We start from the raw sequence: 22,963 nt of genomic DNA, 5'->3' as shown, positions 1-22,963 counted from the left end.
AGTAAGTTTGTGGGATTAAAACTAATTGAATATGGATACTATTTCCCCCTTAAAGCTAGACTTTAATAATACGGAAATTGCCTTTAAAGGTAAAAGTGACAAAGACCTCAATAAAGCGTACTGGTTATTCAAAATGGTAGCCAGCAATGCATTGATTAAAATCGGTACCCCAATCACCAACTTCTCCCTTAATATTGGATTACCAATCCAAGGAATCATCAGAAATACGATCTATAGACAATTCTGTGGAGGTGAAAGCATTGAAGATTGTTCTCGTGCCATTGCTGAATTAGGACATGGAAATGTAACTACGATCCTGGACTATTCGGTAGAAGGTGAAGAATCGGAAGAAAGCTTTGATGCCACGTGCAATGAAATCTTACGTACGGTAGAAAGTGCCAAACAAAATTCCTTGATTTCTTTCTGTGTATTTAAACCTACCGGATTAGGAAGATTTGATCTTTTGGCTAAAATCGATGCAAAACAAGCTTTATCTGCTGAGGAGCAAGCGGAGTATCAACGTCTATGGAACAGATGTGATCAAATCTGTAAAGCATGTCATGCTGCAGGTATCCGTGTATTAATTGATGCAGAGCACTCGTGGATTCAAGATACCATTGATGATATCGCTCGCGAAATGATGGAGAAGTACAATCAGGAAAAACCTATTGTCTACAACACCTATCAATTGTACCGTGCTGATAAATTAGCATCTCTAAAAGCTGATTTTGCTTATGCAAAAACACAGAACTTCCATTTAGGAGCTAAAATTGTTCGTGGAGCTTATATGGAAATTGAGCGTGAAAGAGCTAAAGAAAATGGCTACCCTTCACCAATCCAACCTAACAAAAAAGCTTCGGATACCGATTACAACGATGCTATCTATTTTATCTTGGATAATATTGATCAAATCGGATTAATGGCCGGAACGCATAATGAGGAAAGTTGCCGTATCCTAGCTGAGGAAATGGAACGTCGAAATATCCCTCATAATTTACCGAATGTATTCTTCGCGCAATTATTGGGTATGTCAGATAATCTTTCCTTCAACCTTGGTGCTGCTGGTTACAATGTAGCTAAATACATGCCTTATGGACCAGTGAAAGCTGTAATGCCATACTTATTCCGTCGTGCTCAAGAGAACACCTCTGTAGGTGGTCAAACAGGACGTGAATTAAGTCTGATCATGAAAGAATTGAAAAGAAGGAAAGCCTTAAAGAAATAATAACTTATAGAAAGTCTCCCAAATAAGGAGACTTTCTTATTTTTGCAGCATGAACGAGATTGCATACCAGAAATACCTTTCCTTAAGTTCGCTTGCTGATTCCTACAAAGCTTTATTATTTGATGTCGATGGCACCCTTGCTGACAACATAGATGCACATAAAGCAGCTTATGTTGCTACCGCATTGGAATATGGCATTAACTTAAATCCCGATCTAATCGATGAAACTGCAGGATGGCCAACAATTGCTGTTGCTGATGAAATATCAAAAAGGTATCAGGTAGAATTGGATTTTGAAGTATTCGCCAAACGCAAATCTGCCATCTTTATAGAGCGTTTTATCCAAGCAACCAAACCGGTTGACTATGTACGCCAGGTACTATTGGACAAGAAAGGAAGTCATAAGATTGGTATTGTATCTGGAGGATCGCGTTCTACCCTAACCATAACCCTAGACGTAATTGAAGTTGCCGGTAAATTTGAAACCTTAGTTTGTGCTGGTGATACCCCTAAAGGGAAACCATCGCCTCAACCTTTCCTATTGGCTGCTGAACAATTAAATGTAGACCCTGCTGATTGCCTTGTATTTGAAGATGGAGATCCAGGTGTTCAAGGAGCTATTGCTGCAGGAATGGCTTGGGTTAGAATTGACCAGATTTAATTAGAAATTTGTAATAATACGCAATCCACCATTGGTGTAATTCATATCGGCACGTTTGAAGTTACCTACAGGCAATTTCAAATAAGGCTCAACAGAAATCGAGAAACTCTTTTTCATTTTCACCTCTTTACCAATAGATAAGTTCATAAAACCGCCAAAACCATTAGTACTTACGTTAGGTTCCTCCGTCCTAATGGATTTAGAAACTTGTTTTACAGCACGCTCTACACCTTTATCATCAGCCGGCATCCCGTTTGGAAAAACTTCCGAATTACTATTCTCAATATAATGCGTAAAACGCTCTTGTTTGGTCACAGCCGAATAGGTTAAACCTGTAGAAGCATAGAAACCAGAATTAGTTTTCAACTTCACATCAACAGGAATCTCAATTGCTTGTACAGCACCGGAAATTGCATTAATATTCGGCAGAATAACAGCGTTGCTTGCATTTGCCTGTAAAAAGCTGTTTTGATTGTATTTTTGAATACTCTCTTTACTTGCTGCTACTGGTATATCTTGATTTGCAATTGGATCACGCATTGCTCCCGCTTCATAACGATTAAAAGCAAGACCAGTACGAACAGCAATGTTCTTCGTGACATTGTAGGCCACCAATACCCCACCTCCAAAATTGAACTTATCATTAGTGGAGTTCGGAGAAACAAATACCCCTAAATCAAAACGCTCACCAAAATTAAATCGCTTATTTTGGAACTGCGGTTCTTGACCTGAAATTGCTGAATTACCTAATTGTTGATTGCTAGAAGCCAAGGTAGATACGATTCGTGAATCCCCTATTGGTTTCAATTGATTATCATTTTTTAAGCTACTGATTTGAGTAGAGATCACCGGATTCTTTAATTCAAAATATTTTGGATTCGCTATTTTCGATGTAATGGTATGCAAACCAGTTTGCGCTTCAAACATTCCATTTGAACTAGTTGAAGACTGATTTGCTATTATTCCTTGATTCGTTGCATTCACCTGAGCAATCACCTGCTGTTCATTACCATTAGTTATAACACCAGGATTTAAAGATGTAGGTATCTCTTTTGTTATTGAATTCTGTTCAATGCCTTCATTCGTATTTTGTTGAGTGGAAGATGAATTTACAGGATCTTGCATCACAATTGTTTGATTTGGATCATTTGTAGGCAGTTTATCCTTGCTATATTGCTGAATAGCAAAAGCCCCCACAAGCAGTACAGCTGCAGCCGAAGCAGCCCAATAATAGGCCCTATTCTTCTTAATAGCCGAAGGGTTATGAGTTTCTTGAAATTTCTCCCAAGCACCTTCCTTATAGGGAAGATCCTCAGCAGCTTTCAACTGCTCAATGATCTGATCAACGATATCTTGTTTATTACGCTTTTCCATCTTTCTACGAATCAGGATTGTATATTTATCAAATTAAACTGTTGGGCGTAAAGCTTTCTCAGCTTTTGTTTTGCCCGGGTTAGGTAGGTTCTAGACGTACTATCTGGAATATCCAACTTCTTACCTATCTCCTCATGGGAGTATCCTTCAATCTCATATAGATTGAAGATCGTACGTTGGATTTCTGGCAATTGTTGGATTAAAAGCAAGATGTCTTGATACTCCAACTTACTACCATTGTCCACCGCATAATGCAAGGTGTCTGAACCATTAAGGTCATCCAACATGAGCATTTGCTTCCGTACGCGCAATGCATCAATAGCAGTATTCACGGCAATCTTTCCCATCCATGAACGGAAGGTCTTTTCCAATATCTCTGAATCTTCATGAATAGAGAAACTGGAAATCTTATTAAATACTTTAACAAAACACTCATTGGCAATCTCCTCCGACTCCATTTCATGCTTCATATAACGTATCACAATGGCCATGATATAACCATAGTACTTCTTATAAAGAAAAGCTTTGCTTTTTTCACTTCCGGACATAGCGCACTGTTCCAAAGCAGTCCGAAGACTCAATGGCATACTTTTACCGAGGTATTTCTGTATAATTCCCACCTATGTCCTTACGTTATCCAGTATATATTTTAGCTAATAAATCATCTAACTGGATTAAAGTTTTGACGCATTTGAACTTTCCTCCTATTTGTTTGTATGATTTATACGATTATTCATCTTAATATGCTACAATTCAATTGAAAATAATGACTTCTATCATTAAGCAATTGCGCTTTATTTGGTAAATTTAAGGAAACACTAAATGAATGACCATGAGAGCAATATTATTTCCAACCGATTTTTCAGAAATTGCTAGTAATGCCTTTCTGTACGCCTTAAATATAGCGAAATCTATTGACGCTAAAATTTATGTGCTTTATACCTATTTAGAACCTGTTTTGTCGGCTACTCATGCTGGACAACCCGAGCTCATTGGTGAAGTTTATCAAACCATTGAACTGAATCAATTTGAGATCTACAAAAAGAAAACACAAGCCTTGCGTGATATTGCACAAGAACATAACCTCTCAGATGTAGAGCTAGTTTTCTTATTCGAAGAAGGTCCAGTAGCTGCTGTGGTCAAGAAGATTACCGATCGCGAGAAAATACATTTAGTAGTTATGGGAACTCATGGAGAATCTGGTTTCCTATCCAAAGTGATTGGGACCAATACTGTCAATGTCATTCGTTCCATTCAAAACCCTGTTCTCGCCGTTCCTCCGCATGCAAAATACCAAGGAATAAAAAGAGCGGTTTTTACCACCCTATTCCGTGATAAAGACAAATCCGCTTTGAAGGAAATGCTATTAATGGCCAATGCGGTTGGCGCAAAAATCAGCTGCTTACACATTCTAAAGAATGAAAAAGTAGCGGATGTACTCTTGCAAACTGAAAATTGGCGTCATGAATTCCCTAATGAGCAAATCGAATATGTATTACTGGAAGAAGTTGAAAGCATAGAAAATACCATTACTACCTATCTTTTGGAAAACAATGTAGACATATTGGCTGTTGTAAAACGAAATCGGAATTTCTTTGATCGGATGTTTAGCAACAGTGTGAGTAATAACCTCGCATTTCACTCCAAAGTACCTATCTTAGTCTTCCACGAAGAAAAATAGTATGCAACAGGTTATCAAAAAACTGGAATCCATGGGGAAAATCAATCAAATGGTGGAGAAGTACACCGAGATTACGGATGAAAACTTGACCATACATGGCGTATTGTTTTTCATCCCTCTGGATAAATATGAGGTAAAGGTTTTAATACCTGCACCCTTTCACCGGGAAATATTGGATAAAGGAATTCCAACATTTAAACAGATCCTTAACCATAAAGAGGCGATGTTATTGCGATAACCTAAATAATAAAGTTCAAATAGTATTTCGATTAAGTCAAATAAGAAGAGCCTTTCCGGTTGGAAAGGCTCTTCTTCTTTATAAGAAATAAGTTCTTAATTCTGATTTGCACGAATGATATTCAATGCACCACCTGCTTTAAACCATTCAATCTGTTGTTTATTGTATGTATGGTTTGCCAAGATTTCTTCAGAAGTGCCATCTTGGTGGTGTAATACGATAGTCAATGGTGTGTTTGGAGCGAACTCAGTTAAACCGTTGATATCGATGATATCGTTTTCTTGAATTTTATCGTAGTCTTCTTTGTTTGCAAAAGTCAAACCAAGCATACCTTGTTTTTTCAAGTTTGTTTCGTGGATACGAGCAAATGATTTTACAAGAACTGCACGAACACCTAAGTGACGAGGCTCCATAGCAGCGTGCTCACGTGAAGAACCTTCACCATAGTTTTCATCACCAACTACGATAGAACCAATTCCTTGTGCTTTATAATCACGTTGAGTAGCTGGTACTGGACCATACTCACCTGTCAATTGGTTTTTAACGCTATCCGTTTTATCGTTGAAGTAGTTAACTGCACCGATTAACATGTTGTTGGAGATATTGTCTAAGTGACCACGGTATTTCAACCAAGGACCTGCCATCGAAATGTGGTCAGTAGTACATTTACCTTTTGCTTTGATCAACAATTTCAATCCTTTAAGGTCAGTACCTTCCCAAGGAGAGAATGGCTCAAGAAGTTGAAGACGATCAGATGTTGGAGAAACTTCTACAACAACGTTAGAACCGTCAGCAGCTGGTGCTTGATATCCCGGATCATCAACTGCAAATCCTTTTTCTGGTAATTCATCACCAGTAGGAGGATCTAATTTCACTTGCTCACCATCTTTGTTCACTAAAGTATCTGTTAATGGATTGAAACCTAAATCACCAGAGATAGCGATTGCTGCTACCATTTCAGGAGACGTTACGAATGCATAAGTATTCGGGTTACCATCAGCACGTTTAGCGAAGTTACGGTTGAACGAGTGAACGATTGTGTTTTTCTCTTGTTTGTCTGCTCCAGCACGATCCCACATACCGATACATGGACCACATGCATTGGTAAAGATCGTAGCGTTCAATTCCTCGAAAGTTTTCAATAAACCATCGCGGTCAGCAGTAAAACGTACTTGCTCTGAACCTGGGTTGATACCAAATTCAGCTTTTGTAACTAAACCTTTTTCAACAGCTTGACGAGCAATCGATGCCGCACGCGATAAATCTTCATAAGAAGAGTTCGTACATGAACCGATTAATCCCCACTCTACTTTAGTAGGCCATCCGTTTTTACCAGCTTCCTCACGCATACGAGAAATTGGCGTATATAAATCCGGAGTAAAAGGACCATTCAATGATGGCTCTAATTCCGAAAGATTGATCTCAATTAATTGATCGAAATATTGCTCAGGATTTGCATATACCTCCGCATCAGCAGTCAAGTGACCTTTGATAGCGTTAGCAGCATCAGCAACCTCTGCACGATCTGTAGCACGTAAGTAACGCTCCATAGATGCATCATAACCAAAAGTTGATGTTGTAGCACCAATCTCAGCACCCATGTTACAGATTGTTCCTTTACCAGTACATGATAAAGACTCAGCACCTTCACCGAAGTATTCTACGATAGCACCAGTACCACCTTTTACAGTAAGAATACCCGCCACTTTCAAGATAACATCTTTAGGTGCAGCCCAACCAGATAATTTACCGGTTAATTTAACACCGATTAATTTCGGGAATTTAAGCTCCCAAGGTAAGCCTGCCATCACATCACATGCATCCGCACCACCTACACCAATAGCAACCATTCCTAATCCACCCGCATTCACAGTGTGGGAGTCAGTACCGATCATCATACCACCTGGGAAAGCATAGTTCTCCAATACAACTTGGTGAATAATACCTGCACCTGGTTTCCAGAATCCGATACCATATTTATTTGAAACAGAACTTAAGAAGTTGAATACTTCGGAGCTCTCTTGTTTTGCACGATTTAAATCTTGCTCAGCACCATCACGTGCTTGAATCAAGTGGTCACAGTGAACCGTCGAAGGTACAGCTACCTTTGGACGTCCCGCCTGCATAAATTGCAATAAAGCCATTTGCGCTGTAGCATCCTGCATCGCAACACGGTCCGGTGCAAAATCTACATACGATTTACCACGCTCATACGCTTCAGTCGCATTTCCGTCCCAAAGGTGAGCATACAAAATTTTCTCTGATAATGTCAAAGGTTTGTTTACAATCTGACGAGCAGCAGTAATGCGCTCATCATACTGTGAATAAACCTTCTTAATCATGTCTATATCAAAAGCCATTATTATTTGTTTAATTTGATTTCTATTTTATTACAAATCCGGCATCCAGTCTAGGATGTGCTACGCAAAAATACAAAAAAAACATCGCTAATGTTGCATTTCTGCCAACTGCACCTAATTTGGAAATATTCTAAACAAACAGCTTAAACTGCCTGTAAATTAGGATTAACCGCCTTTAATTCTTTCACTGTTTCCATTGGATTTGCCGATGTAAACACAAAACTTCCTGCCACCAACACATCGGCTCCTGCAGCCAATAATTTACCGGCATTGCTGGTACCTACTCCCCCATCTATCTCAATCAATAAATCGGTGTTTTGATCTGCAGCTAATGCACGTAACTCCTTGATTTTAGAATAAGTACGTTCAATGAATTTCTGTCCTCCAAAGCCTGGGTTCACTGACATCAAACATACCAAATCAATATCTTGAATGATATCTTTCAACAAACTAACCGGTGTATGAGGATTTAAAGCAACACCAGCCTTACAGCCTAATTCTTTAATAGCAGCCAAAGTACGGTGTAAGTGTGTACACGCCTCATAATGAACAGTAATAATTTCTGCACCACTATCTTTACAGATTTGTAAATAACGATCTGGATCTACAATCATCAAATGTACATCCAGAGGTTTCTTCGCATGCTTAGCGATTGCTTGCATAACAGGGAAACCAAAAGAAATGTTCGGTACAAAGACACCATCCATAATATCAATGTGAAACCAATCAGCTTCGCTCTCATTGACCATTTGAATATCTTTCTTTAAATCTGCAAAATCAGCAGCCAGAATGGAAGGTGCAATTAAATGTTTTTGTGAGGACATGTTTATGTTTTTTTGCAAAGATAATAAGTATAAACATTTTATTCGACATAATAGGCTTTTAATCGTGGATTGCTACACTATCCTTACAATTCTTGGTTTTTTTTAGTAAACAAAAAAATCCTGAGGTGGGGAACCTCAGGATTTTACCAAACCAATTATTAACCTAAATTATGAAATTTTTTTACTCTTATTACTCTTTTGCTTTCTTTAATACTAAAACGCAATTGCAATGCCGATGTTATATTCCATAAGATGGATTAACATATTTTAACAATAAGCAACCTCAACACAAAACAATATGACCTTATATGATCATATCTAAGCATGCAACCCTTACCGTAATTTAACACTATAGAAATATTGAGATCTTAAATCATCTTGACCTTTCATTCCTTTTAGGAAATCCTCCATTATCCTTGCTATTGGCTTATATAGAAGCTTAGATTTGACTGGTATTTGCTTCGAGAATGCAACGGATATTCTTTGGATCTTGAACGCATTTAATTCGGATCTCGTTCGCTTCTAACCGAACGAGATCCGAAGGAGATCCGAACAAGTTCCGAAGGAGATCCGAAGAAGTACCAAAGAAAACTGCTTTGAGAGACGATGAGACAACAGACCTAAGACGCCAGAAATAGAGTAGAGATAGGAGACCGATACGCTATTAGATATGAGACAGTTATACTAATTATACTTTATTACTAAACATACTTTTTTAAATCGGGCAGACATTCCGCTACGCTCATTGCTGCCCCTACGCGTGACGAGCTATAAATCGCCAAATAGCAAGTTGTTAGGTAGCACGTTAGGAAGGGGCGGTTCTTAATCCAATCTATATCTTGTTCTGATGTGCAAAGTGTGAGATATAAGACCGCTTCGCTATTAGATGTGAGATATGAGACTAAAAAATGGAAAGGAAAAAGTGGAATAGGTAAATGAAAAAAATATAGAATTACGCAAGATGACTCGCACTGAAAATTTGTTAATAATAATTTATATTTTGCGGGCGATGCATGCATCGCCTACGAACTACTGTGAAATAAATCACACATTATTACTCACGTTTCCTATCACCTTTTCTATCTCAAATCTCCTATCTCACATCTAGCAGCGAAGCGTCTCTCCTAATGTACCTCTTGGCATTTCAATTCCTTTCATTAGGCATCATTTTCTTTCATTTACTATCAGCCCCTATTATAATGGATCTTGAGTATAGGGATTTTATGTTTCAAGCATTATATTTACCGGAGAAATAGAAAAATAAGTCATGAGAAAATTAATCATTAGCACGGGAATCCTTTTTACTTGTTTAACAGCTTGCCAAAATCCACAGCAACAAAGCACCGAAACCGATAACACGGAAACCATAGCAAGTATTCCTGCACCAAGCTTAATTACTTATCAGATTTTAGGAACTATACCTCATGATACGCAATCCTTCACAGAAGGTTTTTTAATTCATGGCAAAGATTTGTATGAAGGAACCGGATTGGAGAAAATGACCAAGCTTATCAAAACCGATACGACAAGTGGTAAATCCCAAGTATTGAATGATGCTTTTGATGATAAAATCTTTGGAGAAGGCATTACCATTTTGAAGGACAAACTGTATCAATTGACTTATAAAAATAACTTGATTTATGTTTATGATCTAGCTAACCTAAAAAAGCCTATTGCTACTCATAATTGGCCAAAAGAAGGTTGGGGTGCAACAAATGACGGCACCTCCTTGATCTTCGGAGACGGGAGCTCCAAAATCTATTTTGTAGATCCACAAAGCATGCAAGTGAGCAAGGAATTGATCGTCAAGGATAATACTGGTGAAGTTGATCGCATCAATGAATTGGAATATATAGATGGTTTTATTTTCGCCAACAGATGGGGCACCGAATTCATCTACAAGATCGATCCAAATTCTGGAAATATCGTTGGAAAAATAAGTTTTGAAGGGATTATTCAGCAATATGACAAGAATTTCATAGCAGATGCGGACAATGTTTTAAATGGCATTGCCTATGATCTAGGCCAACAAGTTTTATTTATCACTGGCAAGAATTGGCCATTGACATTTAAAATCAAATTAAATCAATAATAAAATTATTTTTAACCCACTTTATTGCTATATTAGTATTACTAAAACATTTTAGTAAAATAATTGGACTTATAAAAGTCTAATCCAATAATTACTTAAAAATTAAATTTTCTATTTTTACTTCATTCTAACATTTTAGGAAAATAGGATAAATATGCTAACTGACACCAACGAAATAAATCAAGATGTTCATGGATTAATTCAGGGTGACATTCGTTCATTTGAACGTATCTATAGACGGTATGCAGATCCCCTATTTCGCTATATTCTAAATTTGACCAAAAACGAGGAACAAGCTTTAGATATTGTTCAGATGACTTTTATTAAAGTTTGGAATAAGCGTGCATCAATAAATCTTGAGAAATCTTTTCAAGCGTTTATTTACCAAATTTCAAATAATCTGGCTATTGATTTCTTAAGACAGGTTGCAAAAGACCAGCAAAAGCAAGCCGAGCTCTGGCACTATAGTGAACAAATGGGTTTATCGGTCGAGGAAGAATTTATTTTAAAGGAAAAATCTGCTTTAGTCAATCAATTGATTTCTCAACTACCGAAGCAACAAGAACAAGTTTTTCGGCTTTGTAAATTAGAAGGCTATTCCTATGCTGAAGCGGCAGAAGCATTACAGATATCCCCATCAACTGTCTCTAATCACTTGACCGCAGCAGTAAAAACAATTCGAGAATTATTGGATAAAAACAAAGACACACTACTTTTTATTTTATTCATTATCAAAGGTTTAGTATAAAAATAAAAAAATATTCATTTTAGACTAGTGTGTTTATAGCTTGTTCGACGTATTAGCGTATATAACCAAAAATAAACATGCCGTTAGCCTTTGAATTAAAATCTCTTTTGGAGAAATACTTGCGCAATTCCATATCGGAGATGGAGTTCATTCGACTCTTCGAATTGTTGGAGGATTTTAAGGATGAAGAGATCATTCAATGTCTCCAAGAAATTCAAGCAACCAATCCTGAGTTGGGTATGACGTCCATGGATGAAAACATCCATGTCGAAGGATTAAACGAGAAGATAGGTTCCATTTGGAACAAATTAGAGGATCATGCTCAAGCTAGTTTGTTAATCAGTGAAGAGCAGTCTGAAAAAGTGAAGCACCTCAATCCTTGGAAAAAATACATTTCATGGGCATCAGTTGCTGCCGCTTTACTCATCATCTTTGGTATTACCTGGTACAACCGTCCAGAAAAAGAAATTACAAGCCCCGAAAATCCTACAATAGCTTTAGTAGAGCCTATGGAAAATCAGTCTACGCTGACGCTTCCAAATGGTAAAAGCGTTGTGATTGAGGATGATAAAGAAGGCCTTTTATACCACGATGAAACCTACATCGTAAGTAAAGGAGACAATAATGAAATCGTATTTGAATTAAAAGATAAGACCGCAGTGTCTGAGGAAATAGCTTTCAGCAGTATTAAGACCTCAACAGGTGGCTTTACCTCCTTTAAATTACCAGATGGATCTAAAGTTTGGTTAAGTAGTGAGTCTTCCTTACGATTTCCGACACAGTTTGCTTCGGATAAGCGTGTGGTTTACTTAGATGGAGAAGGATATTTTGAGGTTGCAAAAAATCCAAATGCTGTTTTTCAGGTACAAACTAACAGTCAAACCATCGAAGTATTGGGCACACATTTCAACGTAAGAGATTATTCGGATGAGCTGATGAAGCAAACCACTTTAGTAGAAGGTAAAGTAAAAGTAATCTCAAAAGGCACTGTTCCACAATCACAATACTTGAACCCGGGTGAGCAAAGTACCTTAGTAAATGCCGAGTTAATTAAGAAAACGGTAGATAGTAAGGAAGTAATGGCATGGCTTTCCAATAGATTCATCTTTGACAATAAGCCATTGAACCTATTAATTAAAGATTTGGAGCGTTGGTATGGTGTTGAGTTTGTCCTGCCAAATGAGGAAATCGGTAAACAAGGATATTATGCCAATCTTTCCCGAGACCTCGATTTATCTGCCATCTTGAATGCGCTTTCTGTGGGTACTCAAACGAAGTTTTCAATTGTAAAAAGGAGGGTTTATGTGAATCCTTAATGCAGCAGAAAAAAATTATCCTAAGTAAGAGATAAACATCACATATATTATTTCACACTTTATATAACCTGTAGTATTTGGTTGCTGTAAAAGTTAATCCAAGTTCTAAAAACCAAAAATAAATTATGATAACTAAAAAAATTGATACTTATCAATTTAAAGGCAAGAGGTATGTAAAAAAACAAGGATCGCATCAAAGAAATTCTTTGCGTCCAAAGTTGATAATACTGTTCTTTTTGTGTCTTTATTTACCTAGTCTTGGTTTTGCCATAGGCCAAGAAATAACCTTAAATGTTCGACAAGCAAGCTTGAAATCTGTTTTAGAAAGTATTCAGAAACAGAGTTCCTGCAATGTATTAGCTAAAGAGCAGTATTTTAGAATTTCAAAACTGGTCACCATTAATGTCAAAAATGCCGATATAAAAACAGTATTGGACGAGATCTTTAGGGACCAACCCCTATCCTACCAATTCAATCAGAATGTTATTACGATTACAGAAGCAGCAAGACCGACAAAGGTTTCAACTGTACAACAAATACAAGCTTCAGGTACGGTACGTGATGAGAATGGAAAAGCCATAGTTGGAGCTACAGTTATGGAAAAGGGAGGTACTAACAAAATTGCAACCGATAATAACGGACGATTTACACTTCCTGTAAAATCCTCCTCTGCTGTAATTCATATTTCCGCTATCGGTTTTCAATCCAGGGATATTACCTTTCGAGGAAGCGATTTGAACATAACCCTTAGTCCCTCAGACCAGAATATTGAGGAAGTAGTCATTACAGGTTATCAAACTATCCGGAAACGTAATTTCACTGGTGCATCTACGACATTAAAGGCAGAAGACATCCGTCGGGACGGGGTTGCCGATGTCAGTAGAATGCTAGAAGGACAAGTTGCTGGTGTGACAGTTCAAAACGTATCAGGAACTTTTGGTGCTGCACCTAAGATTCGTGTTCGTGGTGCAACATCCATTACCGGTGAAAACAAACCTTTGTGGGTTGTGGATGGTATCGTGTTGGAAGATGTAGTAAACATCTCCAATGAGCAATTGTCAACTGGAGACCCAAGTACCTTATTGGGTTCTGCTGTAGCTGGTATTAATCCGGATGATATTGAAACTTTTGAAATTTTAAAGGATGCTGCAGCTACCTCCTTATATGGAGCGCGTGCCATGAATGGTGTTGTTGTTATTACGACCAAGAAAGGTAAAGCAGGTAAATTGATTACTTCTTATACTGGGAACTTTACGACATCCTTGAAACCAAGCTATAATTCATTCGATATCTTGGACTCTTACAACCAAATGAAAATTTTCAATGAAATGGAAATGAAGGGTTGGTTGACTTATACTAAGATATTAACACAGAGCCGCTATGGTGTATATGGTACTATGGCAAAGGAGTTGGGTTATGATGAAAAAACAGGAACTTTCCCATTATTAAATGATCCAGATGCAAAATCAAAATATTTAAGTCGATTTGCGCATATCAATACCAATTGGTTTGATCAATTATTCAATAATTCCTTGCGTCAAGAACATGCTGTTTCCATCAGTGGTGGTAGTGAAAAAAATCAGACTTATGCATCAACCAGTTTCCTTCAAGATCAAGGTTGGGCTAAAGGAAATCAAGCAAAAAGATTAACCGCAAATATCCGTACATCTTTTGTGCCTAATGATAAATTAACTTATGGATTTATTGCTACAGCATACATCCGCGATCAGAATGCTCCAGGAACCTTACAACGTTCCACTAAAAATGAAGGAGGATTCAATCGGGAGTTTGATATTAATCCATTTAATTACGCCTTAAATACCGCTAGAACGGTTCCATTGTACAATGAAGACGGAAGTCTCTTTTACGTTCGAAATAATTATGCCAAATTCAATATCCAAGAGGAATTGGAAAACAATTATTTGGATATCAAAGGAACAGATTTCAAGTTGCAGGGTGAGTTGAGGTATAAGATCATTCCTACCCTAACCTACTTATTGGATGCGGCTTATCGTTATATCAAAACCTCACAAGATCACATTATCCAAGAAGCCTCCAATATTCCTAGAGCATTTCGAGCAGGTTCTGTATATGATGAAGATGGTCAAAATTCTACCATCGCTAACCAAAACCCTTACTTATTCCGCGATTTAAACAATGTGGAAGGAGAGCCAGTTTCTGTTTTGCCTTATGGAGGTTTCCGCAATAGAAATGCTATTGATATGGATAACTATACTTTCCGTAATTCCCTTAACTTAAATCAGAAGTTCTCAGACCATCGTGTGGATGTTTTTGCCTTTCAGGAGTTACGCTATGTACAGCGAAACACATCAGATTACCGAGGCGTAGGTTATCAGTATGATCGTGGTGGTATTCCAAATATAGATCCAGCCATCTTTTACTATTATGCTAGTCGTGGTGAAACCTATTACAGTGCACAGCCAACTTTTGAACGTTATTTAGCCTTCGCTGGAACAGGAACCTATACCTTCCGCGACAAACTTAATATCGGTGGAACTGTTCGCTATGACGGTACCAATGCCTTGGGTAAAAGCCGCATTGGTCGTTGGTTACCAACTTGGAACGTCAGTTCATCCTGGAACGTAGATGGCGAACCATGGTTTAATAAGCAAAAAGTACTTTCTACATTAAAACTTCGAACAAGTTATGGCTTAGTTGGTAGTATTGGTATTGCCAAGAATTCGGGGTTAATCCTTCGTAATTCACTATCTCCACGTCCGTATTTGAATCAGAATGAGCCCATCATGAATATTGAGCGATTAGCCAATACCGAATTGACCTGGGAAAAGATGTACAAGTGGAACTTGGGAACGGATATGTCTTTTTTGAATGGACGTTATCAATTAACCGTAGATTATTATGCACATAATAGTTTTGATTTAATTGGTGATTTAAGAACATCTTCCATTGGTGGAGAAACCATTAAAACAGCCAATTACGCGAACCTTAAGGCGCACGGGTTGGAAGTTACTATTGGGGCAACCATCGTCAAAAACGACACATGGAAATACCATACTTCATTAAATTTCGGATATAACAAGTCGAAGATTGAGGACCTACGAGGCAACCCAACTATCAATGTATTGAGTTCACCAAATGGTGGAGCTGTAATAGGTTATCCGCAGAGAGGATTATTCTCTGTGAAGTTCTTGAATCTTTCACCTGTAAACGGGGCTCCTGTATTTGTGAATCAGGAAGGTGAAGCTAGCAGTAATGTCTATATGAATTCGCCTTTCATCAACAACTTGGTTTACGAAGGACCATTGGATGCTATTTTAGCGGGTGGATTCAACAACATTTTAAGCTATAAAAATCTTCAATTAAACATCCTAATTACTGGTTCAATGGGGAATAAAATCCGTATGAACCCAGCCTTTTTCGACAATTACACGGATCTAAATGCCCTTTCATGGGATTTCTTAAATCGTTGGGTTCTAAATTCGGATAATGAAGTTCCATCGATTCTAGGACGAAGAGAGGCACAGCTATTAGATGGTAACTTTCCAAACAGTTCCTACAACTTCTCGGATCAACGAGTTGCTGATGGTGGATTTGTCCGTCTAAAACAAGCCCGGTTAAGCTATAATCTTCCCGCGAAATGGATGAATTCCATCAAGATCAAAACAGCGACCATCAGTTTAGTGGGGAATAATATGTTCTTGATTTATGCAGACAAGCGATTAAATGGTCAAGACCCTGAATTCTTCGCCTCTGGAGGTGTTGCACTTCCATTATCTCGCGATTATACCTTTTCTGTAAAACTGGGATTCTAACCTTAACACGAAGCAACATGAAATTTAAAATAACCAAAATCAGTCTCTTGTCCTTGTTACTTTTCACAGCATGTGACAAGTATTTAGAAGTCGACCCGGACAATAGAGCCATATTAAATTCACCACAAGCAGCGCGAGAGCTATTGGCGACTGCCTATCCACAGGCATCTTATGTCATGATGTCGGAAAGTATGAGTGATAACTTCACCGATAAAGGACCATTTGGAGGCTCTGTGGTGAACGCTGTCAACCGTGATGTATATAAATTCATCGAGAATATACAAAGCAATACGGAGGATTCTCCAGAGTTTTATTGGGCAGCATGCTATAAGGCAATTGCTGCAGCCAATCAAACCTTGAAATATATTGAGGAACAAAAAGATGCCAAGGCATTGCTCCCATACAAAGGGGAAGCATTACTTTGCCGTGCTTATGCTCATTTTATGTTGAGTGTTTTTTTTGCTCGACCTTATAATGATGTGAATCCAGAGGCTAATCCTGGGATTCCTTATGTAACCGAAGTAGAGGATGTCGTTATTAAAAAATATGATCGCGGCAACGTCAAGGAATTATATGAAAAGATACAGACAGATTTAGAAACTGGAATTCCATTAATAAATGATGATGCAATCGCCAATACAGATGCTACCTCCTATCATTTTACCAGACGTTCGGCACAAGCATTTGCTACTCGTTTTTATTTATTCAAAAAGGATTACGAAGCCGTAAAGAAATATAGCAAATTGGTATTTCCAGGTAATGATATTATCTCCAACAGCATTCGGGATATCGTGAAGTATAAAGTCCTTCCCTACTATGTTTTGGAACAAATCTGGTCATCCACTTCAGAGCCAACAAACCTGTTGATGGCAACAGCACCTTCACAAATCAATGGATATCCTTTTTTACGCTATGGTGCCAATGGCGCATTTGCAACAGCATTTATGTGGAAGACCCCTCCTATTCCAAGTACAACTTATGCATGGAATCTGTATGGTCAAGAGAACCTATATAACATCCCAAAATTTAGAAGCTACTCGTTTAATCAAAAGAACTATAACATTGCCATTTTGTTAACGGCTGATGAAGTCTTGTTCAACTGGGCAGAAGCGAGCATTGAGACTGGAGATTACGCCAAAGCTTTGGAGTTATTCAACTTGTACCTTAAGAAAAAACTAACCACCAGCAGAACTAGTGTTCCCAATTTAACGGAGGACCAACTAAAAGAAGCTTTTAAGACTGGTTCAACTACCTTACGTTACGATTACTACATCGCTGGATTATTAGACTTTAAACGCCGTGAATTTGCCTTTGAGGGTATGCGTTGGTTAGATATGATCAGACATCGAATACCTGTACATCACATCGTTCAAGATGAGGCAGCCCCTGTTGTTGTAGGAGCCAATGATCCAAGGAGAATACTTCAGATACCATTGGAAGTACAAATGAGTGGGGTAGAAAGAAATCTTCGATAATTAACTACTATAAAAGATGAACAACATGAATGCTAAGTATATAAAAATAGATAAGATCAGAATGCTAATTGCCCTATTTCTGGGTGTGTTAGTATTTTCTTACAGTTCCTGTAATAAGGAAGCAGCTTTGCCTCAAGATCCAATAGACAATTTGGGCGGATTTAAACCAGATGGCAATCCGGAGATAGATGCTTGGATAAAAAGCAATTTGACGAAACCCTTCAATATTGCGGTTAAATATCAATATGACCCCTTTGAGATTGATTACATGAAGGTAACCACCCCACCTAAGGAGGAATTTGTTATTCCAACGATGCGTTTGGTATTATCTTGCATGGCCAATCCATATTTAAAAAACAGCGATAGTACTTTTGTCAAAAAGATTATTCCTAAACTTTGGGTATTGGTCGGTAGTGCCCAATATAATAATGACGGAACAATGGTTTTAGGACAGGCTGAAGGTGCAAATAAGATCACGATTATGGACGTCAATAAATATGCACCCAATGAGCAGTTCGCGATCAACACCAATTATACGGTACACCACGAAACAGCGCACATCTTACACCAGACGAAGCTGTATTCACAACAATTCAAATTTGTCAATCCAGAGTACTATACAGCGACATGGCATAACTACACTGATAAGGAGGCTTTCGATTTAGGATTTGTCAGAAACTATGCGATGGCATCTTCTGATGAGGATTTTGTTGAAACTATTGCCTTTTTATTGGTTAAAGGACAACAAGCGTATAACGACATCATCAATGTCTCTTCACCTCAAGGAAAAGAGCGATTGAGGATAAAGGAGCAATTGGTTGTGGAATACTTTAAGGAAAAATGGAGTATTGACTTTAGACAATTGCAGAGTGATGTCAAAGCAGGTATTAGTAACTATATCAATGAGAATAAATAATTCGATCAATAAACCCTAGTAACCATGAAATTTAACCAAATTATTCAAACAAGCTTAGGATTATTGAGTTTAGGGCTCTTGTTATTATCAGGATGCCAAAAGAGTCAAGACCTAACGAACATAGCCACTGATAAAATTGATAAGAACTTCATCAATTATGATTCATTATTGGCGACAAGCAAATCGGGATGGAAATTCCTAGCCTTTCCAGATATCAAGAAAAACCCAACAAATAAAGGGGGGTTTTCTTTTATGATGCAATTTGACAAGAATAATCAACGTGTCAAGATGGTTGGAGATTTTACGAAAGAGATGCGTGATAAACCCAATGTCAGTGCTTATGACCTGAAGTTTACTTCATTAACGACTTTGTCTTTTTCCACCTATTCCTACATTCATTTCATTGCGGATCCAAACACGATGGAAAATGGTGGTCAGGATATGGGTTGGGGCCACCGTGTAGATACGGAATATTCCTTTGAGGACATAAGCAACAATCAGGATACCATCTACCTGAAAGGCAATTTGCAAAACACAAAAGCCTATTTAATCAGAGCCACAGAAAAGGATGAAACTGAGCTGATGAATGGGCAGAAATATAACTCAGTAATTGATGCCTTTAGTAAAGCTAATCAAGGTAAAGTAGGTCTACATGTGAAAACTGGAAACACCTTAAGTACAATGACCATCAGTTTAGACCAAAGACAAATTGTGTTTGCCAAGGAGGTAACTCCCGATTCCATCTATATTCATAAATCAGGCTTAGCCTACAATAGTTCCAATAGTATTTTATTGGGCGATGCTTATGCGGTTGACGGTCATTTTATAAAAGAATTGAGATTAGATAATGGCGTTATCAAAGCGTATGATTCCGAAGGCAAAGCTTTGGAGGTTGTAGAACAAGAGTTTCCTGTCATCAGTGCTTTTAAGATGTTTCAGACTGGCGCATATTCATCTATAGAAATCCCTTACAACAACACCAATTGGATAGCGGGTTTTGTAGCTGACAATTTGGATTGGCCACATTATTCGCAAGTAATGAAATTTCTAGGAGGAACTATTTCTTCGGACCTTGGAATTGCCTTGGGAATTTTCACTTCAGATGTTAGGTATTACGGGGTAAAACTGGATTTTAAAAGTTTGCAGAAACGGATAATGTTTAATATTAACCTAGGTCTATTTGATGCGGATAGACCCGATGCACCCAACCCGAGCAGGAATGCAAAAGATGAATTTTATAATAAATTCAGTTTTCCATATCAATTCAGATACACTTACAATTCGGATGAAATATTCACGATGTATTATGAAGGACCTCAATTTGTTTATGCAGCGCAATTTCCAAATTTAAAAAATGCCTTTAAGAACTCCGTGGTAGATGGCGAGTATTCCTTGAAGTATACCAAATCCAATAGGGAGTTACTAATAGCATTTTATGACAAGAGGACGAACGAAATTCTGTTTGAAGGAAGACCATATTAACCAATTACCTAAAAGAGATGAAAAAGATAATATATATAAATTTACTTGCCTTGCTACTTGCAGTAAGTGCCTGTAAAAAAGATAGTTTTGCCACTTTTGAAATCGAAAAAGCAAATCCCGTTACGGATAGTTTGCTTCAATCCAAATACCTTACTCCTTTTCAACAAGCAGAGGTGATGGAATTGACTTTGATGCCAAAGGGGAATGAGATAAAACAGGTGTTTTATCTGTTTAAAGGAACAGGAACAAAGCTGAACATGGTTGGTAAAAGTAGACAGTATGCAACTCCTGCCGAGGTCGATGTAAAATATGCAACAAGCACAGTAACCGCTACGGTAGATTTCACAGAATCCTCTTTGTTTTCTTCCATTATCACTGACCTTGGAGAAGAATTAACACGTGGTGCAGACCATAGTTATGCCTTTACCCAGGTTCATGAAAAAAGGTTTGAAATGGAGGGTATTCAATATGGTGATAAATTGAGCATACGCATTTTGAATCCAGCATCTGCGGAAGCAAAATATATTGCAAGTGGTGGAATTCAAAAAGATTATACAGCACAAGATCAGATTTATTATTCTACCCCCTTCATCAGCTTTGATGTAGAAGGAAAACCAGTGCAAATGCTTGTAGACCCCAACTATACCGGAGTTTGGTTATTTTATTCCAATGCTAAAAACCAAGAGGACTGGCAAGACAATACGACCTCTTATCTTCCGACAGTCAGCCATGGTTTATCTTATATCACTTCTAGTTTAGGCGATACATTAAGGTTCAATAAGGATGTACCTATCAAGAATGTGATTTTAAAGGGTCTAGTATGGAATGCGGAAAGAACAAAATACCGGGCATTAGTACAAGAAAACAATCAAGAAAAACTGGTTGATCTGAAGCAACAAACCACACCGTTTTATTCATTTACGGAAGAAAGAACATTTGAATTGGGCGAGACGCTTGATAGAGAATATTATTTTTCATCAGCTACCATTGAGGAAAAAATGATTTATGATATTGTAAACCGGATAAAGCTTCCGACTAAGTTTAAGATCGATTTTGATAAGTTGTCAGCTGATGCGAATTATAGTTTAGGATGGTCTGCAGAATTGAAGAATCAATTCTTAGCTATACGCAATAAGGCAAAAGAATTGAATCCAGATAAAAACATCACTTCATTTGAATTTGATTTTGCTAAGAGTAGGGATTTCTTCAGCACCTTAGAGCTGGACATCCATATTGGTTTACTGACCAAATACAAGATTATGATGGAGAAAAATGGTGTTAAAGATTCCATTGAATACACGAATAACATTCTTGCCTTTAAAGTAGATTTAATAACCTTTGTAAATCATGAGTTTTATGGGTTTGATGATCCTATATCTGTTCCTATGAAAGTGCCTGAAAACACCAGTCGAGCATACAAAATTTGGCCACAACTATACGAGGTCTTGAAGAACTTTGATAATGCAGTAACACACATCAACTATTTACCAGCTTTACAAGCCAATCAACCTCTGCGTATACAAATGAAAAGTATGAAAACGAATAAGCAGTTTGTAGCCGAAGGGATTGTGCCGAAGTAAGTGATTTTTCCATAATGTTTCATAATATTAGCCTGGCGCAATTGTCGTCAGGCTTTTCTATTAATAACCAATCATGAATACTTCTATGGCTAAAGTTGAAATAAAAATTAGTGATTAAAAAATAAGGGCTGAACAAGAATGCCCAGCCCAATATGTAGGATAGTTAATGTGTGTATTTATGACCTCTAATTATTGACCTAGAATCCAGGCAAAAATTAAAGGGGCCACAATTGTAGCATCTGATTCGATGACGTAACTAGGTGTATCGACATCGAGTTTACCCCATGTGATCTTTTCATTCGGGATACATCCGGAATAAGAGCCATATGAGGTTGTAGAATCGGTGATTTGGCAATAGTAACGCCATTTTTGGATATTGTGTTTTTCCATATCCTGCTCTAACATAGGAGCAACACACATGGAGAAATCACCTGCAATACCACCACCAATTTGGAAGAAACCAATACCATGGCCCACGGCATTTTGCTCATAGAAGTTAGCTAACCATACCATGTATTCAATTCCACTTTTTACCGTAGCGGCTTTTAACTCGCCTTTAATCACGTAGGAAGCAAAGATATTACCCATGGTAGAATCTTCCCATCCTGGTACTACGATTGGCAAATTGCGCTCTGCAGCAGCCAATAACCAAGAGTTTTTAGGATCAATTTCATACTCATCCTTCAAAACACCACTCAATAGTAATTGGTACATGTACTCATGAGGGAAATAACGCTCTCCGTTTTCCTCTGCAGTCTTCCAAATCTTTTCAATGTGATGTTGGATTTTACGGAAAGCTTCTTCTTCCGGGATACAGGTATCAGTAACGCGGTTGTATTTATTCTGTAACAAATCCCACTCATCTTGAGGGGTTAAATCACGGTAATTTGGTATTCTTTTATAATGTGAATGGGCCACAAGATTCATGACATCTTCTTCAAGATTGGCACCAGTACAGCTAATGATATCGACTTTTCCTTGGCGAATCATTTCTGCTAAAGAGATTCCAAGTTCCGCCGTACTCATAGCTCCCGCCAGGGAAACTAGCATCTTCCCTCCTGCTGTTAGGTGTGCCTCATATCCTTTTGCCGCATCAACTACTGTAGCAGCATTGAAGTGCAAGAAGTTTGTTTCTAAAAATTGGGAAACTGGACCTTTTTTATTCTCCATTTTTTGTTTGTTTTAATTGTGTTGTTA

17 protein-coding genes are annotated in these 22,963 nt (G+C 37.8%); 12 read left to right on the top strand and 5 right to left on the bottom strand.

Annotation, left to right across the window (positions count from 1 at the left end):
* Positions 1-31 precede the first annotated feature (31 nt).
* On the top strand, positions 32-1,225 hold the full coding sequence (locus ABD676_RS07775; protein ID WP_344674032.1) for a proline dehydrogenase family protein: 1,194 nt from the start codon (positions 32-34) through the stop codon (positions 1,223-1,225).
* 49 nt (positions 1,226-1,274) lie between these two features.
* A complete protein-coding gene (locus ABD676_RS07770) occupies positions 1,275-1,886 on the top strand; it encodes an HAD family hydrolase (protein ID WP_344674031.1) in 612 nt (203 codons plus the stop codon).
* Here the strand turns inward: ABD676_RS07770 and ABD676_RS07765 are convergent, their stop codons facing one another.
* Both ABD676_RS07765 and ABD676_RS07760 read right to left on the bottom strand, forming a co-directional pair.
* Positions 1,887-3,260, bottom strand: a complete 1,374-nt coding sequence (locus ABD676_RS07765) for a hypothetical protein (protein WP_344674030.1) — start codon at positions 3,258-3,260, stop codon at positions 1,887-1,889.
* An 11-nt stretch (positions 3,261-3,271) separates the two neighbouring features.
* Positions 3,272-3,808 (bottom strand): RNA polymerase sigma factor, encoded by a 537-nt coding sequence (locus ABD676_RS07760; protein ID WP_344674029.1) that lies wholly within the window; start codon positions 3,806-3,808, stop codon positions 3,272-3,274.
* A gap of 284 nt (positions 3,809-4,092) precedes the next feature.
* Here ABD676_RS07760 and ABD676_RS07755 point away from each other — a divergent pair, with 284 nt between their 5' ends.
* Positions 4,093-4,941, top strand: coding sequence for a universal stress protein (locus ABD676_RS07755; protein WP_344674028.1), 849 nt, complete (start codon positions 4,093-4,095; stop codon positions 4,939-4,941).
* Position 4,942: 1 nt separating this feature from the next.
* Positions 4,943-5,179: a hypothetical protein gene (locus ABD676_RS07750; RefSeq protein WP_344674027.1), complete on the top strand. Its 237-nt coding sequence runs from the start codon at positions 4,943-4,945 to the stop codon at positions 5,177-5,179.
* A 95-nt stretch (positions 5,180-5,274) separates the two neighbouring features.
* Here ABD676_RS07750 and ABD676_RS07745 read toward each other — a convergent pair whose 3' ends face one another.
* On the bottom strand, positions 5,275-7,539 hold the full coding sequence (locus ABD676_RS07745; RefSeq protein WP_344674026.1) for an aconitate hydratase: 2,265 nt from the start codon (positions 7,537-7,539) through the stop codon (positions 5,275-5,277).
* Positions 7,540-7,682: 143 nt separating this feature from the next.
* On the bottom strand, positions 7,683-8,363 hold the full coding sequence (gene rpe, locus ABD676_RS07740) for a ribulose-phosphate 3-epimerase (protein ID WP_344674025.1): 681 nt from the start codon (positions 8,361-8,363) through the stop codon (positions 7,683-7,685).
* Between the two features lie 1,267 nt (positions 8,364-9,630).
* Between rpe and ABD676_RS07735 the strand changes: the two genes are divergently transcribed.
* From ABD676_RS07735 to ABD676_RS07700, 8 genes are all read left to right on the top strand, one after another.
* Entirely contained in the window at positions 9,631-10,455 is an 825-nt protein-coding gene (locus tag ABD676_RS07735) for a glutaminyl-peptide cyclotransferase (protein WP_344674024.1), read from the top strand.
* Between the two features lie 154 nt (positions 10,456-10,609).
* On the top strand, positions 10,610-11,203 hold the full coding sequence (locus ABD676_RS07730; protein WP_344674023.1) for an RNA polymerase sigma factor: 594 nt from the start codon (positions 10,610-10,612) through the stop codon (positions 11,201-11,203).
* Between the two features lie 77 nt (positions 11,204-11,280).
* Positions 11,281-12,519, top strand: a complete 1,239-nt coding sequence (locus ABD676_RS07725; RefSeq protein WP_344674022.1) for a FecR family protein — start codon at positions 11,281-11,283, stop codon at positions 12,517-12,519.
* A 125-nt stretch (positions 12,520-12,644) separates the two neighbouring features.
* The gene (locus ABD676_RS07720) at positions 12,645-16,313 is read left to right on the top strand and encodes a SusC/RagA family TonB-linked outer membrane protein (RefSeq protein ID WP_344674021.1); all 3,669 of its coding nucleotides are present in this window, start codon (positions 12,645-12,647) and stop codon (positions 16,311-16,313) included.
* Positions 16,314-16,330: 17 nt separating this feature from the next.
* Positions 16,331-17,788 (top strand): RagB/SusD family nutrient uptake outer membrane protein, encoded by a 1,458-nt coding sequence (locus tag ABD676_RS07715; protein WP_344674020.1) that lies wholly within the window; start codon positions 16,331-16,333, stop codon positions 17,786-17,788.
* A 25-nt stretch (positions 17,789-17,813) separates the two neighbouring features.
* A complete protein-coding gene (locus ABD676_RS07710) occupies positions 17,814-18,704 on the top strand; it encodes a substrate import-associated zinc metallohydrolase lipoprotein (RefSeq protein WP_344674019.1) in 891 nt (296 codons plus the stop codon).
* Positions 18,705-18,728: 24 nt separating this feature from the next.
* Positions 18,729-20,186 (top strand): DUF4302 domain-containing protein, encoded by a 1,458-nt coding sequence (locus tag ABD676_RS07705; RefSeq protein WP_344674018.1) that lies wholly within the window; start codon positions 18,729-18,731, stop codon positions 20,184-20,186.
* A 17-nt stretch (positions 20,187-20,203) separates the two neighbouring features.
* The gene (locus ABD676_RS07700; RefSeq protein ID WP_344674017.1) at positions 20,204-21,766 is read left to right on the top strand and encodes a hypothetical protein; all 1,563 of its coding nucleotides are present in this window, start codon (positions 20,204-20,206) and stop codon (positions 21,764-21,766) included.
* A 189-nt stretch (positions 21,767-21,955) separates the two neighbouring features.
* On the opposite strand, the gene ABD676_RS07695 is transcribed toward ABD676_RS07700, so the two are convergent.
* Positions 21,956-22,936, bottom strand: a complete 981-nt coding sequence (locus ABD676_RS07695; RefSeq protein ID WP_344674016.1) for a deoxyhypusine synthase family protein — start codon at positions 22,934-22,936, stop codon at positions 21,956-21,958.
* Positions 22,937-22,963: the final 27 nt, after the last annotated feature.

It is taken from the genome of Sphingobacterium kyonggiense (assembly GCF_039536825.1).
In the GTDB taxonomy this organism is placed as follows: Bacteria; Bacteroidota; Bacteroidia; order Sphingobacteriales; family Sphingobacteriaceae; genus Sphingobacterium; species Sphingobacterium kyonggiense.
This window is presented reverse-complemented; position numbering and strand designations above follow the sequence as displayed.

Bases quoted from the DNA above. Each gene is read 5' to 3' on its own strand.
- ABD676_RS07775 (WP_344674032.1), top strand. From the start codon at position 32: ATGGATACTATTTCCCCCTTAAAGCTAGACTTTAATAATACGGAAATT.
- ABD676_RS07770 (WP_344674031.1), top strand. From the start codon at position 1,275: ATGAACGAGATTGCATACCAGAAATACCTTTCCTTAAGTTCGCTTGCT.
- ABD676_RS07765 (WP_344674030.1), bottom strand. From the start codon at position 3,260: ATGGAAAAGCGTAATAAACAAGATATCGTTGATCAGATCATTGAGCAG.
- ABD676_RS07760 (WP_344674029.1), bottom strand. From the start codon at position 3,808: ATGTCCGGAAGTGAAAAAAGCAAAGCTTTTCTTTATAAGAAGTACTAT.
- ABD676_RS07755 (WP_344674028.1), top strand. From the start codon at position 4,093: ATGAGAGCAATATTATTTCCAACCGATTTTTCAGAAATTGCTAGTAAT.
- ABD676_RS07750 (WP_344674027.1), top strand. From the start codon at position 4,943: ATGCAACAGGTTATCAAAAAACTGGAATCCATGGGGAAAATCAATCAA.
- ABD676_RS07745 (WP_344674026.1), bottom strand. From the start codon at position 7,539: ATGGCTTTTGATATAGACATGATTAAGAAGGTTTATTCACAGTATGAT.
- rpe (WP_344674025.1), bottom strand. From the start codon at position 8,363: ATGTCCTCACAAAAACATTTAATTGCACCTTCCATTCTGGCTGCTGAT.
- ABD676_RS07735 (WP_344674024.1), top strand. From the start codon at position 9,631: ATGAGAAAATTAATCATTAGCACGGGAATCCTTTTTACTTGTTTAACA.
- ABD676_RS07730 (WP_344674023.1), top strand. From the start codon at position 10,610: ATGCTAACTGACACCAACGAAATAAATCAAGATGTTCATGGATTAATT.
- ABD676_RS07725 (WP_344674022.1), top strand. From the start codon at position 11,281: ATGCCGTTAGCCTTTGAATTAAAATCTCTTTTGGAGAAATACTTGCGC.
- ABD676_RS07720 (WP_344674021.1), top strand. From the start codon at position 12,645: ATGATAACTAAAAAAATTGATACTTATCAATTTAAAGGCAAGAGGTAT.
- ABD676_RS07715 (WP_344674020.1), top strand. From the start codon at position 16,331: ATGAAATTTAAAATAACCAAAATCAGTCTCTTGTCCTTGTTACTTTTC.
- ABD676_RS07710 (WP_344674019.1), top strand. From the start codon at position 17,814: ATGAATGCTAAGTATATAAAAATAGATAAGATCAGAATGCTAATTGCC.
- ABD676_RS07705 (WP_344674018.1), top strand. From the start codon at position 18,729: ATGAAATTTAACCAAATTATTCAAACAAGCTTAGGATTATTGAGTTTA.
- ABD676_RS07700 (WP_344674017.1), top strand. From the start codon at position 20,204: ATGAAAAAGATAATATATATAAATTTACTTGCCTTGCTACTTGCAGTA.
- ABD676_RS07695 (WP_344674016.1), bottom strand. From the start codon at position 22,936: ATGGAGAATAAAAAAGGTCCAGTTTCCCAATTTTTAGAAACAAACTTC.